The following is a 16,053-nucleotide window of genomic DNA, read 5'->3' on the forward strand; positions in this document are numbered from 1 at the left end:
GGTGGGCGGCGTTTAGCGGCTTGCTGCCCTGGGAACCGCAGCGGGATGGACCAGCAGGACGAGCAGCAGGCGACCATCTCGCGGATCACCACCGGGATGCCGGTGATCGACTCAGCCGGCACCGAGGTCGGGACCGTGGACCTCGTCCAGCGCGGCGACCCGAACGCGGTGACCGTCCAGACACCGGGCGCCGACCCGGGCAGCAGCCTGGACGAGCTGATCGAGGCGACCGCGGTCGAGGAGCCGGACGTCCCGGCCGACCTGGCGGCGCGGCTGCTGCACAGCGGCTACCTGAAGGTCTCGACCGACCTGACCCGCACCGGCGCGGTCTACGTACCGGCCGACCGGATCGGATCGGTTGCCGACGGGCGGGTCCTCCTGGCCGTCGGTGTGGCCGACCTGCCGCCCGAGGAGTGACCCCGCGGGCGGCAGCGGAAGAGCAGCAGCATCAGGCAGCCCGCGACCAGGCCCCAGAACGCGCCGCCCACCCCGATCAGCGTCACCCCGGACGCGGTCACCACGAAGGTGACCACGGCGGCCTCGCGGGTCGTCGGTTCGGTCACCGCCGAGGCGAGCGCGGTGGCGAGCGCGCCCAGTAGCGCCAGCCCGGCGACCGCCTCGATCAGGATCGGTGGGGCGACCGCGACGAGCGTGGTGGCCACGCCGGCACCCAGGCCGAGCACGGCCAGCCCGGCGCCAGCGGTGACGGAGGCGATCCACCGGCGCTCCGGGTCCGGGTGCGCGTCCGGTCCGGCGGCCAGGGCGGCGGTGATCGCCGCGAGGTTCACCGCGTGCCCGCCGGCCGGGGCGGCGAGCAGACTGGCCAGGCCCGTGGTCCGCAGCGCGGCGCCGAACGGCGGCCGGTAGCCGTAGCCGACAAGCACCGCCATGCCGGGTACGTTCTGCGCGGCCATGGTGACCAGGAACAGCGGCAGGGCCAACCCGACCAGGGCGGACGCGTTCCAGGCCGGCGCGGTCAGCGTGACCGACGGGACGAGCGAGGTGCCGGTCAGGCCCGCCGGCGGTGTGGTCAGTGCGATCGCCGCCACCGCCACCACAAGCGCCCCGGGCACCGCCCAACGGCGGGCGAACCGGTGCAGCAGCAGCCAGCCGACCACCACCGGCCCGGCCACCACCGGCAGCTCGACGAGCGCGCGGACCGGGGCCGTACACAGCGGTAGCAGGACCCCGGCGAGCATCGCGCCGGCCACCGGCCTGGGGATGGCGGCGACCGCCCGGCCGAGTGGCGGGAACAGCCCGGCCGCGACGATCAGCAGGCCCGAGACGAGGAAGGCGCCCACCGCCACCGGCCACCCGCCGGGCGGCGGCCCGGTCGCCACCAGCAGCGCTGCGCCCGGTGTGGACCAGGCCGCGCTCATCGGTATCCGGTACCGCCAGCCCAGCCAGGCGGCGACCAGCCCGCTCGCCACGCAGAGTGCGAGCAGGCCGGAGGCGGCCTGTGCGTCCGACGCGCCCACCGCTCGGAGCCCGGCCAGCACGACGGTGAACGAACTCGCGAAGCCCACCACCGCGGTAACCGCACCCGCCAGCAACGGTTGTACGCGTCCGGCCACTCCACCCTCCCGACTGTTCCGTTTACGGAACGGCAGCGTGTAGCACGATAGCCGGGTGCCGCACCCACCACCAGCCCCGCGTCCGGGCCTCGACGTGGATCCCGCAGTCGTCGGACGCCGGGTCCGCGCCCTGCGCGAGGAGCAGGGGATCTCGCTGTCCACACTCGCCCGACTCGCAGGTGTCGGGAAGGCCACCCTCTCCGGCCTGGAGAACGGCACCCGCAACCCGACCCTGGAGACGCTCTGGGCGGTCACCGCGCAGCTCGGCGTACCGTTCACCGCCCTGCTGGCCGAGCCGACGGCCGAGCCCACCGTGCACGGCACCGCGGTCACCGCCACCCTGTTGGAGGTGTTCACCGACACCGACGCGACCTACGAGCTGTACCGGATGCGGGTCGCCCCCGGCGTCGTGCAGCTCTCCCCCGCCCACGCGCCGGGGGTCACCGAGCACATCACCGTCTTCGCCGGGGTGCTGCGCGCCGGGCCGGCCGACGCACCGCTCACCGCTCCGGCCGGTGGTCACCTTCGGTGGGTGTCCGACGTGTCACACAGCTACGCGGCGGTCGGTGACGAAGAGGTCGCCGCCAGCCTGCTGCTGCGCTATCCGCGCCGCTGAGACCGGGCCGACCGGTCACGGACCGTCGTCCCGCCGGCGAAAATCGCAATCAATTCTCGACCGAGGTAGGAGGCGTAGAGACGAATGCGGGTTGTTCTTGGCAAGCTTGACCCCATGACGCTGATCCTCCGCTCGGTCATCCTCAACGACATCGGCTTGGTGCGCACCAACAACGAGGACTCCGCCCTCGCCGGTGACCGCCTGATCGCCGTCGCCGACGGCATGGGGGGGCTGCCTGCGGGCGAGGTGGCGAGCGAGATCGTGATCCGGATCCTGGACGAGCTGGCTCCGCCCACCGACCCCGACGGCGCCGCCGACGCCCTGCGTGCCGTGGTCAGCACCGCCAACCAGCGCATCCACGCCGCGATCACCGTCGACCCGAGCCGGGACGGCATGGGTACGACGCTCACCGCGGCGCTGCTCGCCGGGGAGACGCTGGTGCTGGCCCAGGTGGGTGACTCCCGCTGCTACCTGCTGCGCGACGGGGAGCTGACCCAGCTCACCCGGGACGACACGTTCGTACAGGCGCTCGTCGATCAGGGCACCCTCTCTCCCGAGCAGGCCCGCCACCACCCGCAGCGGTCCCTGGTGACCCGGGCCGTGCAGGGCGCCGACACCCCGCCCGCGGTCGGCGTGCTCACCGTGGTGCCCGGCGACCGGCTGCTGTTGTGCAGCGACGGGCTCTCCGACTACGTCGAGGACGAGGCGATCGCCGCCGCCCTGGGCATGTACGCCGACCGTCAGCAGTGCGGTGAACAGTTGGTCAAGTTGGCCCACCACGCCGGCGCGCCGGACAACGTCACAGTCGTCGTCTCCGACGTCGTCGCCCACTGAGCCACCGGCCCCGGACGGGCCCGGTCACCGCTGCACGGATCGGGCCAATCAGGTTGCTGCGACCCCCAGCGGCGGGTTGAGATGGGCGGATGACCATCCGCCGGGTGACCGACGACGACCGTCTCACCACCAGCTTTCCGCTGGCCGCGTACGCCTTCGAGTCCTCGCCGCTCAGTGCTGCCCGGACCGCGGAGTTCCGCGACTACCTGCCCTACAACCAGGGCAACCGGACGCTGATCGCCGAGGAGGACGGCACCACGTTGGCCGCCGTGTCGGCCATTCCGATGCGGCAGAACCTGCGCGGGGTGGTGCTGCCGATGGCCGGTGTCGCCGGGGTGGCGACCCATCCGCTGGCCCGGCGGCAGGGGCACGTCCGGGCGTTGCTGCACCAACTCCTCGACGAGATGCGCGACGAGGGGCACCCGGTCAGTGCGCTCTATCCGTTCCGGCCCAGTTTCTACGCCCGGTTCGGCTACGCCGGGCTGCCGAAGCCGCGCCGGGTCACCTTCACGCCGGCCCACCTGGGCTCGCTGCTCCGCGTGGACCTGCCCGGCGAGGTCGGCTGGGAACGCATCGCCGCCGGCTATCCGGTGTGGCGGGCGTTCACCGAGCGCACCCTCCAGGAGCGACACGGCTTCGCCGTCTTTCCGGATTACCGGGCGGTCGGGATGCGCGACCGCGACGAGTACTGGCTGCTCACCGCCCGGGTCGGCGGCGAGGTCACCGGCGCGGTGACGTACCGGATCGACGAATACGGTGGCACGCTGCACGGCAACGAACTGCTTGTCACCGACCCGCTCGCGCGGACGCTGCTGTTGCAGTTCTTCGCCCGGCACGTCGACCAGATCCAGCGGATCACCGTCCAGGTTCCGCCCGACGAGTTGCCCGAGCTGTGGTCGACCGACCTGGACGTGCACGTCGAGGTTCGTACGGCCGTCCCGGGTTCGTCCGCGCCGATGGCCCGGTTGCTGTCGCTCGACGCGTTGCGTGGGCTGCCCGCCGGCCCGGGCCGGGTGCGGATCGAGCTGACCGGGGACCGCTGGCTGGCCGGCACCCATCTGCTCGACGGCACGACCGGGGTGCTGGAGTTGGTCGACGACAGCACCGGCCGGGCACCGACCGCCACGCTCACCGCCGCCGGGCTCTCCGCCCTCGCGTACGGTGTGCTGGACCCGGCCGAGTTGCCGCTTCGCGGCCTGGGTGACGTGCCGGTGGATGCCGCCACGGAGCTGCGCGGCATCTTCCCCCGCCGGGTGCCGTACCTCTTCGCCGACTTCTGAGTCTTCCTCGCGATCGGGGTTTGCCGGCCCGGCGACCGTGGGTACGGTCCCGCGAATGCCGGAGTGGTTACAGGCGGGTGGGTGGGGCCTGCTGGCCGGGTCAGCTCTGCTGGTCGGGGCGGCGGTCGGCTGGTTCGCGCGGGTGCCGCAGCGCCTCATCGCGTCCGTCATGGCCTTCGGGGCGGGAGTGCTGCTCTCCGCCGTGTCGTTCGAGTTGATCGCCGAGGCGCACGCGCAGGGCGGGCTGCTGCCCACCACGCTCGGCGCTGCCGCCGGTGCGGTGGTCTACACGCTTGCCAACCTGGCGCTCGCCCGCCGGGGTGCACGGCATCGGAAGCGGTCCGGCGACCAGCAGCCCTCCGAGGTGGAACAGCCCGGCTCCGGGTCGGCGCTCGCCGTCGGGGCGCTCCTGGACGGCGTACCCGAATCGGTCGTGATCGGCGCGAGCCTGCTCAGCGGCGGCGCGGTCAGCCTGGTCACGGTGGCCGCGGTGTTCCTCAGCAACGTCCCGGAGGGGCTGTCCAGCGCGGCCGGCATGCGTCAGGCCGGCCGTAGCCGACGGTACGTGTTCCTGCTCTGGACCGGGATCGCGCTGGTCAGCGGCGTCGCCGCGCTTGTCGGCAACACGCTGTTGGGTGGTGCGCCGCCGGAGGCGCTCGCCGCCATCACGGCGTTGGCCGCCGGGGCGATCCTCGCCATGATCACCGACACCATGGTCCCCGAGGCGTTCGAGAACGCACACCTCCTGGTCGGTCTGATCACGGTCGCCGGCTTCCTCACCGCCTTCGCCCTCTCCCACGCCTGACGATGGCGTCTCAGCGGCGCGTTGAACCGGCTCGGCGGATTCGTCGCGACGCCGCCCTGGCTCTTAGCATCACGGAGTGCGCATGACGTCGCTTGCCGCTCTTCTCGTCCTCGGTGTCGCCGCCGCGACCCTGCCCGCCTGCGCGCCCAACGAGCCGGCCCCCACGTTCGAGGCCGGCTCGTCCGCGTCGCCGACGCCGCCGCCGGCAAGCGGTCCGGCCGAGGCGCCGGGGGCCCGGGACGGCCTCGGCGGCCCCGGGGCCAGCGCGAGCCCGAAACCCGCCACCAGGGTGCTCGCGGCCGGCAACCCGAACGGCAAGGCCGCCGTGCCGTCCGAGGCGCGGGCGGTGGACACCTCGAAGCCGACCCGGACCATCGGCACCGGCACCCCGGCGAGCTGCACCTCCGCGGCCGTCGTGAAGGCTGTCGCGGCCGGCGGCGTCATCAGGTTCAACTGTGGACCGGCCCCGGTGACGATCAAGATGGCCGCCACCGCGAAGGTCCGCAACGCGAACGGGCCGAAGATCGTGCTCGACGGCGGCGGCACCGTCACGTTGAGCGGCCAGGGACAGCGCCGCATCCTCTACATGAACACCTGCGACGAGGCCCAGGGCTTCACCACCTCGCACTGCCAGAACCAGGACCACCCGCAGCTCACCGTGCAGAACCTCACCTTCGCCGACGGCAACTCCACAGGCGAGAAGGCCGAGGGCGGCGGCGGTGGGGCGATCTTCGTACGCGGCGGGCGGCTGAAGGTGGTCAACTCGCGCTTCGTCCGCAACCGCTGCGACCGCACCGGCCCCGACCTGGGTGGCGCGGCCATCCGGGTGCTGAGCCAGTACGAGGACAAGCCGGTGTACGTGGTGAGCAGCACCTTCGACGGCGGTTCCTGCTCCAACGGCGGGGCGCTGAGCAGCATCGGTGTGTCCTGGGTGGTGCTGAACAGCCTGCTGAAGAAGAACGAGGCGATCGGCAGCGGGGCCAATCCGGCCAGGTCCGGTAAGCCGGGCGGCGGCAGCGGCGGCGCGATCTACTGCGACGGCAACGAGTTCACCGTCCGACTCGCCGGCACGATCATCGAGAACAACAGGGCCAACGAGGGCGGCGGCGCGATCTTCTTCGTGAGCAACAACCGCACCGGCACGATGAAGATCGAAAACTCGACCCTGCGCCGCAACCCGAGCGCCGGTTTCGAGACCCGCGGCTTCCCCGGCATCTTCTTCCTGGGCGCCCGCAACCCCACGATCACGAACTCCAAGCTCTCCTAACCCTCGCGCCGCGCCCCTCCCCCTCCCCGGCACCCCCGACGCCCGCTGGTGATCAAGAGCTTTCGGTCAGAAAACGCCGCGCGAATGACCGAAAGCTCTTGATCAACCAAGCTGGAGGGGTGGGTGGGGTGGGTGGTCAGTAGGGGTTTTGTTCGCCTGGAGGGCGGGCGTGGAGGAGGGCGGCGGGGCGGCCGGGCAGGTCTCGCGCGCCGGACATCGGTGGGCTCGCCGTGTGATCGCCGTCGGCCATGCCGGCGAAGAGTTCCTGAAGCGCCGTCAGCGCACTGATCTTGGGCTGCCACCCCAGCTCGGTCTCCGCGCGCTCGCTGGACATCAGCGGGGCGTTCAGACCCAGCTCCACCCAGCCCGCGTCGACCGGTTGCAGCCGCGCCCGCCAGGTCAGCGCCGCCGCCGCCCGCAGCACCGGGGCGGCGACCGGCACCGTCCAACCATGGAAGTGCCGGGCCACCAGCTCCGGAGTGAGCACCGGGTCCGCGGCGACATTGAAGGCGCCGCGCGCATCACCCAACACCGCCCGGGCGTACGCATCGGCCACGTCGTCGGCGTGCACCGCCTGCATCCGCAGGCGGCGGTTCGTCGGTACGAGGGGGATCCGGCCGAAGCGCAGCAGCCGCACCGGCGCGAGCGGGCCGAGGAAGTACCGCGTGATCTCCGCACCGGCAGCCCGCTGGAAGATCAGTCCGGGTCGCATCCGCACCACCCGCAGCGTCGGGTGATCCCGCTCGACCTCGTCCAGCAGCGCCTCCACCTCCGCCTTGTGCTCGCTGTACGACGAGCCGGCCACCCCGGTGGCCGGCCACCGCTCGCTGATCGGGTGGTCCTTCGGGCCGGGTGCGTAGGTGCCGACCGACGAGGCGTACACCAGGGCCGGCACCCCGGCCTGGACCACCGCGTTGATCACCGCCCGGCTGCCCTCGACGTTGGTCCGGCGCAGCACCCGCTGGTCGTGGCTGGGCTGGATCTGCCAGGCCAGGTGCACCACCGCGTCGGCGCCCGCGAAGACCTCGGCGAGCTGCCCGGCCGCGCCCGGAGCGCCGATGTCGCAGGAATGCCACTCAACCTGGTCGTACGGCTCGCCGGCGTCCGGGCCGGGCAACCGCCGAACGACCCCGGCCAGCTCCACGCCCCGTTCCCGGCGCAGCCGCCGCAGTACTGCCGTACCGACGTTGCCGCTCGCCCCCACCACCACGATCCGCATGCCCGACCCCGTACCCGCCCAGCCGCAGCTCAACCACCCACCGGCGCCGCCCAGGGCCGATCGCCCGCCGCCCACGACCCACCGCCCACCACAGTCGCCCACGGCCCGTCGCCCGAGGGCTTGATCCACTCGACTTCCGGAAAGTCGGGGCGTCCACGCGCTTACGACAGCCCGACTTCCTGCACCCCGAGTCGATCAAGGGCGAGGGGAGTCCCGTACCCAGCCGTGCTTTTCCTTGCCCCGCATCACCGCCGCCGCAACTCGGACCCCCGCCGGCTGGAGGCCGTGCCCGAAGTTCAGGCCCGAGTCGTCGCGGTCGAGCGGTGTCCGCAGGTCGGGCAGGCGTTGTCGAGCGCTCGTCGACGTACGGCCTGGTGGCGTGTGGCCTGGCCGGCGAGGGCCAATGCCGGCAGCGCCGTGCCGACGAGAAGGATCGAACCGGTCGTGACGGCGTAGGCCACCGAGGTCGGCCAGCCGCCCTGGCTGCCCCAGATCCCCTGGCTGAGCTGATTGGCACCGAACAGGCCGGCCGGGGTGGCGAGTAGCAGGGCCGCCCAGAGACCGGCGTCGTCGGCTCGCAGGGCGCGACCGAGGCCGACGAGCAGGACCAGCGCGAACATCAACCCCCCGACCATCGCCAACAGCTCGGGCGTGGAGCCGTACGAGGTGAACATGCTCCCGCCGTGCTCGGCTGCGTTGAACGCCCCCGATGCGGTCGTCACACAGCCGGCCGTGAGCAGCGGCAGGCTTCGGGCCACCCAGCCGGGATGGGAGGGCAGCGCGAGCGTGGTCAGGCCGAGCACGACGACGGGGACCAGCACGAACAGCGGCGGCCCAGGCTGCCCGGTGATGGCAGCCACGGGTGGCACGGTGACGGTCAGCAGGAGACCGCCAGCCGCGACCGAGCGGGCCCAGGCCCCGGGCAGCACCGTGGCGGTGAGGCCGACGAGCAGCCAGGCCAGCCAGATCACGGCGCCGAAGGTCTGGAACGGGCCGACCGGATCCAGCCCGGCGAAGCGGGGATCTTCGAACTCGACCTGCAGGAGCAGGAAGGCGGACACCGCGACCAGTGTGTTCAGCGCGGCGGTGGCGGCCAGCGGAAGAGCCGCAACCAGCCCGAGAGCGCCGTACCCGCGCAGTCGCTCCCGGAGCCCGGCGCCGAGCAGGTCGACGGCGTCGTGTGGGGATGGCCAGCGCCGCCCCGGTTCGACCGTGTCGAGGTACGTGCCGACGATCTCGTCGCCCCGCTCAGCCTGGTAGTCACCCGGGTAGGCCCACAGCAGCCGCCGGTAGCGGGACTCCAGCGGCGACCCGGCCTGTTCCTGAGCGTGGTTGGGCTGGTTCATGCCGGGCCTCCGGCCGGTCGGAGGATGGGGCGGGCGGCCGGCCCGCGGGAGGTGCCGCGGGTGCCCGCAGGTTGCGCACGCAGCCGCTGGGTGGCGGCCTCGACGTTGCGGCGCAGTCGTTCGGTCTCGGCGGTGAGCACGGACCGGCCCGCTTCGGTGAGCCGGTAGTAGCGGCGTAGTCGACCCTCGACGACCTCCTCGCGGTCCCGCTCGACCAACCCCTCGTCGGCAAGGCGGTCGAGTGCGCCGTAGAGGGTGCCGGGACGCAGTGCCAACCCCCCACCGGAGAGGGCCGCGACGTCGCTGATGATCCCGTAGCCGTGCATGGGCTCCCGCGCGAGTGCGGTGAGGATCAGGAAGGTGGGTTCCCGCAGCGGCGTTGGTGTGGCCATGAGGTCAATATAACGGTGACGAAGCTATATCGTTGACGAAGTGGCCCGGAAGTCTGCCGTAGAGGTCGGCGGCCGTGGACGCGAACCTCATGGGCCGGCGGGTCGCCTGGCCTGCATCAGCAACGGGGCCTGCCGTCGCGGGCGTAGACCGGCATCGCTCCGCCGGACCAGGGGGCGGACATCAGCCGGGGCGCAGACGGTCGGGTAATCTGAGCGCGCGGGCCGCTAGCTCAATGGCAGAGCTGTGGACTTTTAATCCATAGGTTCAGGGTTCGAGTCCCTGGCGGCCCACTCCGTTCCAGCTCAGCGGCCCTCTACGGGGTCGCAAAGTCGGCTGGGCACGGACAGTGTTTTGTCCAGGCATGCCGTCACCCAGACGCGTCAAGCGGCTCCCACCCGCTCACAGGTCGTCCAGGTTGATCAGGCCGTCCTCAACCGCCCTGGCCATGAGTGCGGCTTTCGTGGGCGCGGGACGGCCGGCGCTGGCATACCGCACCCGGGCGCGCTCGATGTAGGTCTCAAGGGTGCTCTCCGAGATACCAAGGGAGCGGGCCGCCATGGGTTTCGAGCGCGATCCGCACCAGGCCCGCAGTGCGTCGATCTCCCGCGGCGGGAGCTTCGGGCGGTTCGGGTCGTCGTCGGCGGCGATGGCGCCGCTCAGCGAGGGCGGGGTGTACGGCAGGCCCTGTGCCGCCGCGCGGATCGCGGCGACCAGGTGCTGTGGCCCTTCCTTCTTGGTGACGTAGGCGAGTGCGCCGAGGTCGATGCACTTCATCGCGGTCTTGCTGCTCGCGTCCTGGGTGTAGACGACGACGTGGCGGCGAGATTCCGCGAGCCGGCGCAGATCGTTGAATGCCTGGCGGCCGTCCTGCAGGCCGAGGTCCATGATGACCACGTCGGCCTGTGCCCCCGGCCCGGTCCACGCGGCACTGATCCTGGTGGCGTCATCGATGATCTGGATGGGCGGCTCGGCCTGGGCGCACCAAACCCCGACGCCGACGGGTACGACCTCGTGGTCATCGATGATCACGACGGTGATGGCGTTGTCGTCCACTGCACCTCCACCCAGGTGAATCCGTTTTCGTTGAGGCTGCTGACACGCACGGGGGAGCCGCCGCTGGCGGTGTCGACCGGAGCGCAGTCGGCGACGACGTTGACCGACACCACGCCAGGGGTGCCGACGACTGTGATCCGTGCTTCGGAGACCGCCGTCGACATCGCCGTCACGATCGGTTCGGTGAGAGCCCTCCGGATCGACACTGGCATATCCGGCCAGGCGCCTCGGGCCTCCAAATCAACGACCACGCCTTTACGGGTCGCCACGTCCGCGGACTGTGTCAGCTCGTGTACGAGCGGATTTGCAGCCGTGTCCGTCTCGGCGAACAGCCGCCGCATCCGTGCTGCCTCGACGGCGCATCGGTGCCGCACGCCTGCGGCCTCCAGGTCGATGGTCCGTTCGGCTATCCCCTGCAGCAGCGGGCTGGCCGCCTCGTACAGGTCGGCGAAGCGACGCTGCCGATGCGCGTGGACCTCCGCCTCGACGGCATTCGCGGTCCGGGTTTCCTCGGCTTGCTGGGACGCTCGGTCCGCGGTGACAGCCACCCTCCGCAGCGCGAGGGCGGCGATGCCGCTGGCCAGCGGGTACCCGATGGTGCCCAGCGAGCCGGCCGCCAGGTTGAGCAGCACGTCGCTGGTGGCGGGGCCGGTAACGAGCACCTTGGCGACCGTGCCTGCCTCGTGCAGAGCCAGGAACGCGATCAGGTACCACAGCGACCGGTCCAGCAGCAAGATCACACCCATCCAACCAAGCGCGCCGAACACCCAGTCGGCGGCGGAGACGGTCGCACCCGAGGGCAGGAACGCCCGGGAGAGCAGGGCAGCACCGAGCGCCACGGCGAGCACTGCCCAGCGGATGGCCGGCCAGGACCTTTGCTTCACGACGAGGACGGCCTCGGCGGCGACGATCGCCAGCAGGATTCCGTAGGCGACCAACTGTGGCCACAACGGCTGGTAGACGTTCAGGTGGCGAACGAAGCTGAGCGGAATCAGCAGGACTGTCACGGTGACCACCAGCACGGCCAGCCTGAGGCCGCGCAGCAGTCGTTCGGTGGTGCGTCCGAGGCTTTCGCCTACCGGTGACTCAGGCACGATGCCACTCCAGCCGCACGGTGGTGCCGTGGCCTGCAACGGAGTCCACCACGGCCACCCCACCCGCCGCATTGACTCGGTCGATGATCGACTCGCGGACGCCGCGGCGAGTGCTGGGCACGGCCGCTAGCTCGAACCCCCGGCCGGCATCGCGAACCTCGACCCGGACCCCGTCGGCCAGTCTGCTGACCGACAGGGTGGCGACGGTTGCGCCGGAGTGGCGTGCGGTGTTGGTCAGCGCTTCCCCGGCCGCGTCGGCGAGAGCGTGCGCGACCGAAGCGTCGAGAGATGCTCGCTCGTCGGCGATCCAGCGCACGTCGAGCGGGCTGGCGTCCGCCACGTCGCGGAGCAGATCGATCAGATCGGACTGCGGCGGGATCACGTTGCTGCGCAGGACACTGAGGAACTCCAGGTCACGCTTGGCCCGTCTGCTCATCAGATCGGCCATGGCCGCGGTCTGCCCGAGACCAGCGAGTAACAGTGTCGTGGCGGAAGTGTCGTGCAGCTTTCGGTTGGTGAACAGCTCATCGACCCGGATCCTGGCCGAGACCGCACGCTCGCGGACGGCGACCGCCGCATCGGCGACAGCCGCGTCGGCCTGTGCGCCGCCGCGGTGCACGAGGGTCCACAGCAGACGGGCGAGCGCGGTGACGACCAGCGACCAGCATGCCGTGATGAGCCCATCGATCACCGCACCGTCGGGCCGACCGACCGCAGTGCCGGTGACCATGCCCGCCGCGACCACGAGCGCCACGCCACCGCCGAGCGTCCAGCGTTCGTAGTACTGGTACGCCACGCACGCGAAGGTGCAGAAGGGCACGACCCACGACTTGCCGGTGCTCAGCCACGACTGCGGCACGGCCCATGGCGTGGCGATTGCCAGAGCAGTCAGGACCAGGCCGTCGACGACGGTGGGCCAGCGCAGGTGTGTTCGGATGACGAACGGCACGTACACGATGCTCCAGAGGCCGACGGCCGTCCACGCTAATACGGCGGCGGCACGGGTGTGGGCGTCGCCGGCCGCCGCAATGGCGACGACGGCCGCGACCGGCAGCGTAATTATTCTGATTGCCGCCGCGTAGTGCCGGCCCGCCCTCCGCAGACCCATGACCGCGTCACCTTCCACACTCGACACGGTAACCCGCATCGCGCGGAATCGTGTCGGGTGAACAGCCGACAGAGCTTATCGGTGGATGACGCAATATCTGAACGCATGGAATACCACCTGATGATCGGCCGAATCCGCCGCACCGGCCGCGCGTTGATCGCGTCCCTGGCGGCCGGAATGATCGTTTTCTCGACCTCTCCCGCGTTTGCCGATGCGGCCACCGACCGGGCCGAACAGATCCGCTACGCGAAGGAGACCGTCGCGCTGCGAAATGATCAGTTCGCGACACGGAAGGCGAACTTCCTCGGGGCCGGGTGCGGACAACTCGCTACCTGCACCAAGCCCAACCCGTACCAGCGATTCGACTGGACCAGCGACAGTTGCAGCCCACCGACGCCGCCGAGTTGGGGGAGGTTGTTCGACCCCGCCTGCCAACTACATGACTTCGGATACCGGAACTTTGGCAAAGGGCTGACCCTCGGTCGAGACGAGAACACCCGCAGATGGATCGACGACCGGTTCGTGGCGGAGATGAAAGGGATTTGCAATTATCGGTTCAGCGACTGGACCCAGTATGCCAACTTGCAGGCGTGCTTCAAGGAAGCCGACGCCATGTACACCGCAGTGCGGCTGGCGAACGACTGGCGGTATCCGTCTCGCGTTGTGGGGTGAACACCCGACCCGACCCCCTGAATGGCGTCCACATACTTGCCAGACCACGCAATGACCGGAAAGGACGTGGAGATGGCTATCGAGACCGAAGCCTCAGTATCGACGAAACGCGCACTGCTCATGATCCGCGCAATCCTAGCCACGCTGGCCCTGACCGCCGTTTGGCTCGTAGGCGCGGTACAGCCCGCTGCGGCCAGCGCCTCTGGGTGCACCCATGGTGGCCGGCCAGTCGACCGCTGCGTCTACGTCAATGGCAGCGGCACCTACGTGAACTACATCGTCGGCACGATCCGCTACACGACCGGCCAGTACCTGGAAATCGAGGTCTGGGGCGACGGCATCTACTACCGAGGTCACGGCGACCCGGGTACTCCGTCGGATACCACCCAGGTCCGGCTGGACATCAACCGCAACCTCGCCAACGGCAGCTGGGTGTGCGTCGCGGCCCGTTGGACCGACGGCAGCCAGGTTTCACCCGCCTGCGTGCAGATCAAACGCTGACACCCGGCCGGCGGACCTCGGTCCGCCGGCCGCCCACATCCCCAGAAAGGAACCCGATGTGAAAAGGATCAGCCGCCTGGCAACCGCCATTGCGATCCTCGTTACCGCCGCTACTGCGCTCGCACCATCCCCGGCGTCCGCCGGCACCGGCCTGGTCTATCAGGCCGTCGATGCGGACAACGACCCGTACAGCGGCATCTACCTGCGTGACGGCACGAGCATGGGCAACGTGCGGCGCATCACCGAGCGATACATGTACTACGGCAACTCGTTCGAACTGATCTGCGGCATGAACGGCGAGGCGGTCGGACCGTACAACAACCGCCGCTGGCACAGGGTCACCGTGCTCAATGGCCCGGCGACTGGACAGGTCGGTTGGATCGCCGACCGGTATGCCAACACCCCCAACACCGCCAACCAGCCGACACCCGGCGAGCCGGAATGCGACGCCAACGGCAACCCGCCGGCCACACCGCCGCCGGTCACCTACGACGGCTCCGTGTACTTCGAATCGAACGGCACCGGCGACGAGTCGTCACCGGCGTCGATACACCGGACGTTCAACCAGTGGACCAGCACAACGGCCTGCGGCAGCGCCAACGCCAACAGCTTCCCGTCGTGGTTGGCGCCGAACAACAAGCATGTCACCACGGCGGCTGGCTGGAGCATCGGCCGGCTCGGGCCGGTGTACATGCTTGAGGCGACGCAGGGAAACCCGGGCGGTGGGCGCTGGCAGGAGATCGACTACATCCTGCTGATCGACCCGGGCAACGACGCCGACCTACTCGGTAACGCCTGCGACACGCAGAACAACCGCGGCCAACTGTTCACCAAGTGGCTCAAGGCCAACCCGAACGCCAAGCTCGTCGTCCTGGCCGGCGCGCGGACTCACGGAGGTAACAGCCACCGCGGGATCCAGACGCTGTACTTCGACTACCTACGCACCAACGGCGGCCCACGCGACCGCGTGCTCGTCTGCAACTACGACGGCATGGCACATCAGGCTGTGTTCAGCAACTTCAAGAACGCCATGACCAGTCCGCCGATGATGCCGCTCGACCACAACGACTGTCCGGGCACCGAGAGTTGGGCCTGGCACCCGTAATGTGAAGCACCAAGGCTGTGCAGGTCACCGCGCCCGCGCGTGTGCCGAATCTGCCCACGGGGTCGTGGGCAGATTCGGCGCCCCTTGCGGTAACCCGATCCCACAGGAAGACGCTGCCGGGGCCGGTAACGTCGTCCAGTGTCCGGCCCACTGACGGCATTCTCGCCGGCGGCGTCAAGCACGTACGGGATCAGGACGGCCCGACAGACGGCGACGAATCAGGTCGGGACGCTGAGGAGTACGGCACCTGGCGCTGAGGGCTGACGTAGATATCCTCTTCAGGTGCTGGCCCGTGTGGAGATCGTTGACACGGGTCCGGCACTGCGAAGGGACAATCGACATGCCCCGTGTGGTACCGGCGGTCATCCGCGCACTCGACGTCCTCGAACTGTTCCTGGACTGCCCTCAACTGTCGGCCCGGCAGGTGATGGAGCGACTCGACCTGCCCCGCACGACCGTCCACGAGTTGCTCGTCACGCTCGAGGCTCGCGCCTATCTGATCTCCGTGCCGGGGCAGCCGGTGCAGTACCGGCTCGGCATGCCGCTGTTCCAGTTGGGTGCGGCGTTCGCGGGTCGGCTTGATCTGGTACGCGAGGCGCAGGGCGTCGCGCGGGACATCGCCGCCGCGTGCGATGAGGCGGTCCACGTGGCCGTGCTCGACGGGGCCGACGTCATCTACCTGGTGAAGTTCGACAGCACGCACCCTGTCCGGATGGTTTCCGGTGTCGGGCTGCGGCTGCCCGCCCACTGCACTGCCGTCGGCAAGGTACTGCTGTCGGCTCTCGGCCAGGAGGACCTGGACGCCGTCCTGCTGAAGGATCCTCTGCCGGGCATGACGCCGGAGAGCATCACCGACCCTGACGTTCTTCGTGAGCACCTCGATCGTGTCCGGGTGGAGCGCATCGCGGTCGACGTCGGCGAGTCGGACATCGCCATGCGCTGCGTCGCTGCGGCGATCCGGGACCACTCCGGGGCCACCATCGCGGCGATGAGCCTGTCCGCACCAATCATTCGGTGGACGCCGCAGGCACAGGTGGAGTGGACCGGGCTGGTTCGTGAGGGGGCGGCGGCGCTGTCGGCTCGCATGGGTTACCGGGTTCAGCCTCGGTAGGCCGACCTCCCGTTTTCGGCTCGAAACAACATCGAAACATTGACATTTCTGACGACGCTGGCCTAGCGTCGCGAC

Annotated in this window: 17 protein-coding genes and 1 tRNA gene; 11 read left to right on the forward strand and 7 right to left on the reverse strand. The window is 70.4% G+C overall.

What is annotated here, in order from left to right:
- Positions 1-45: 45 nt before the first annotated feature.
- Positions 46-417, forward strand: a complete 372-nt coding sequence (locus AB0C15_RS02585) for a hypothetical protein (RefSeq protein WP_357347958.1) — start codon at positions 46-48, stop codon at positions 415-417.
- Here AB0C15_RS02585 and AB0C15_RS02590 read toward each other — a convergent pair.
- Positions 330-1,574 (reverse strand): benzoate/H(+) symporter BenE family transporter, encoded by a 1,245-nt coding sequence (locus AB0C15_RS02590; RefSeq protein ID WP_357347959.1) that lies wholly within the window; start codon positions 1,572-1,574, stop codon positions 330-332. The genes AB0C15_RS02585 and AB0C15_RS02590 overlap by 88 nt on opposite strands.
- Positions 1,575-1,629: 55 nt before the next feature.
- On the opposite strand from AB0C15_RS02590, the gene AB0C15_RS02595 reads away from it, so the two are divergent.
- The 5 genes from AB0C15_RS02595 (at position 1,630) to AB0C15_RS02615 (ending at position 6,376) form a co-directional block, all read left to right on the forward strand.
- Positions 1,630-2,190 (forward strand): XRE family transcriptional regulator, encoded by a 561-nt coding sequence (locus AB0C15_RS02595; protein ID WP_357347961.1) that lies wholly within the window; start codon positions 1,630-1,632, stop codon positions 2,188-2,190.
- A 114-nt stretch (positions 2,191-2,304) separates the two neighbouring features.
- Positions 2,305-3,024: a protein phosphatase 2C domain-containing protein gene (locus tag AB0C15_RS02600; RefSeq protein ID WP_357347963.1), complete on the forward strand. Its 720-nt coding sequence runs from the start codon at positions 2,305-2,307 to the stop codon at positions 3,022-3,024.
- Between the two features lie 89 nt (positions 3,025-3,113).
- On the forward strand, positions 3,114-4,304 hold the full coding sequence (locus AB0C15_RS02605; RefSeq protein WP_357347965.1) for a GNAT family N-acetyltransferase: 1,191 nt from the start codon (positions 3,114-3,116) through the stop codon (positions 4,302-4,304).
- A gap of 55 nt (positions 4,305-4,359) precedes the next feature.
- Positions 4,360-5,109: a ZIP family zinc transporter gene (locus AB0C15_RS02610; RefSeq protein ID WP_357347967.1), complete on the forward strand. Its 750-nt coding sequence runs from the start codon at positions 4,360-4,362 to the stop codon at positions 5,107-5,109.
- Positions 5,110-5,191: 82 nt separating this feature from the next.
- Positions 5,192-6,376 carry a hypothetical protein gene (locus AB0C15_RS02615; protein ID WP_357348660.1) on the forward strand — a complete coding sequence of 395 codons (1,185 nt, stop codon included), beginning with the start codon at positions 5,192-5,194 and terminating at the stop codon, positions 6,374-6,376.
- Positions 6,377-6,512: 136 nt separating this feature from the next.
- Here AB0C15_RS02615 and AB0C15_RS02620 read toward each other — a convergent pair whose 3' ends face one another.
- The 3 genes from AB0C15_RS02620 to AB0C15_RS02630 form a co-directional block, all read right to left on the reverse strand.
- Entirely contained in the window at positions 6,513-7,595 is a 1,083-nt protein-coding gene (locus AB0C15_RS02620) for an NAD-dependent epimerase/dehydratase family protein (protein WP_357347969.1), read from the reverse strand.
- Between the two features lie 296 nt (positions 7,596-7,891).
- Positions 7,892-8,941 (reverse strand): GlsB/YeaQ/YmgE family stress response membrane protein, encoded by a 1,050-nt coding sequence (locus AB0C15_RS02625; RefSeq protein ID WP_357347971.1) that lies wholly within the window; start codon positions 8,939-8,941, stop codon positions 7,892-7,894.
- Positions 8,938-9,333 carry a PadR family transcriptional regulator gene (locus AB0C15_RS02630; RefSeq protein ID WP_357347973.1) on the reverse strand — a complete coding sequence of 132 codons (396 nt, stop codon included), beginning with the start codon at positions 9,331-9,333 and terminating at the stop codon, positions 8,938-8,940. The genes AB0C15_RS02625 and AB0C15_RS02630 overlap by 4 nt, the downstream gene beginning before the upstream one ends.
- A 219-nt stretch (positions 9,334-9,552) precedes the next feature.
- Here AB0C15_RS02630 and AB0C15_RS02635 point away from each other — a divergent pair.
- Positions 9,553-9,624: transfer RNA gene (locus AB0C15_RS02635), tRNA-Lys, on the forward strand.
- A gap of 109 nt (positions 9,625-9,733) precedes the next feature.
- Here the strand turns inward: AB0C15_RS02635 and AB0C15_RS02640 are convergent.
- The 3 genes from AB0C15_RS02640 to AB0C15_RS02650 are packed head-to-tail and all read right to left on the reverse strand — an operon-like array spanning position 9,734 to position 12,589.
- On the reverse strand, positions 9,734-10,387 hold the full coding sequence (locus tag AB0C15_RS02640; RefSeq protein ID WP_357347975.1) for a response regulator transcription factor: 654 nt from the start codon (positions 10,385-10,387) through the stop codon (positions 9,734-9,736).
- Positions 10,360-11,481 carry a hypothetical protein gene (locus tag AB0C15_RS02645; protein WP_357347977.1) on the reverse strand — a complete coding sequence of 374 codons (1,122 nt, stop codon included), beginning with the start codon at positions 11,479-11,481 and terminating at the stop codon, positions 10,360-10,362. The genes AB0C15_RS02640 and AB0C15_RS02645 overlap by 28 nt, the downstream gene beginning before the upstream one ends.
- Positions 11,474-12,589: an ATP-binding protein gene (locus AB0C15_RS02650; RefSeq protein WP_357347979.1), complete on the reverse strand. Its 1,116-nt coding sequence runs from the start codon at positions 12,587-12,589 to the stop codon at positions 11,474-11,476. Before AB0C15_RS02650 ends, AB0C15_RS02645 begins: the two co-directional genes overlap by 8 nt.
- A gap of 105 nt (positions 12,590-12,694) precedes the next feature.
- Between AB0C15_RS02650 and AB0C15_RS02655 the strand changes: the two genes are divergently transcribed.
- The 4 genes from AB0C15_RS02655 (at position 12,695) to AB0C15_RS02670 (ending at position 15,978) form a co-directional block, all read left to right on the forward strand.
- Positions 12,695-13,261 (forward strand): phospholipase A2, encoded by a 567-nt coding sequence (locus tag AB0C15_RS02655; RefSeq protein ID WP_357347981.1) that lies wholly within the window; start codon positions 12,695-12,697, stop codon positions 13,259-13,261.
- Positions 13,262-13,333: 72 nt separating this feature from the next.
- A complete protein-coding gene (locus AB0C15_RS02660) occupies positions 13,334-13,762 on the forward strand; it encodes a hypothetical protein (protein ID WP_357347983.1) in 429 nt (142 codons plus the stop codon).
- 58 nt (positions 13,763-13,820) lie between these two features.
- On the forward strand, positions 13,821-14,867 hold the full coding sequence (locus AB0C15_RS02665; RefSeq protein ID WP_357347985.1) for a hypothetical protein: 1,047 nt from the start codon (positions 13,821-13,823) through the stop codon (positions 14,865-14,867).
- 340 nt (positions 14,868-15,207) lie between these two features.
- Entirely contained in the window at positions 15,208-15,978 is a 771-nt protein-coding gene (locus AB0C15_RS02670) for an IclR family transcriptional regulator (protein WP_357347987.1), read from the forward strand.
- Positions 15,979-16,053: the final 75 nt, after the last annotated feature.

The sequence above is a fragment of the Micromonospora sp. NPDC048835 genome, from assembly GCF_040649995.1.
Classification (GTDB): Bacteria; Actinomycetota; Actinomycetes; order Mycobacteriales; family Micromonosporaceae; genus Micromonospora.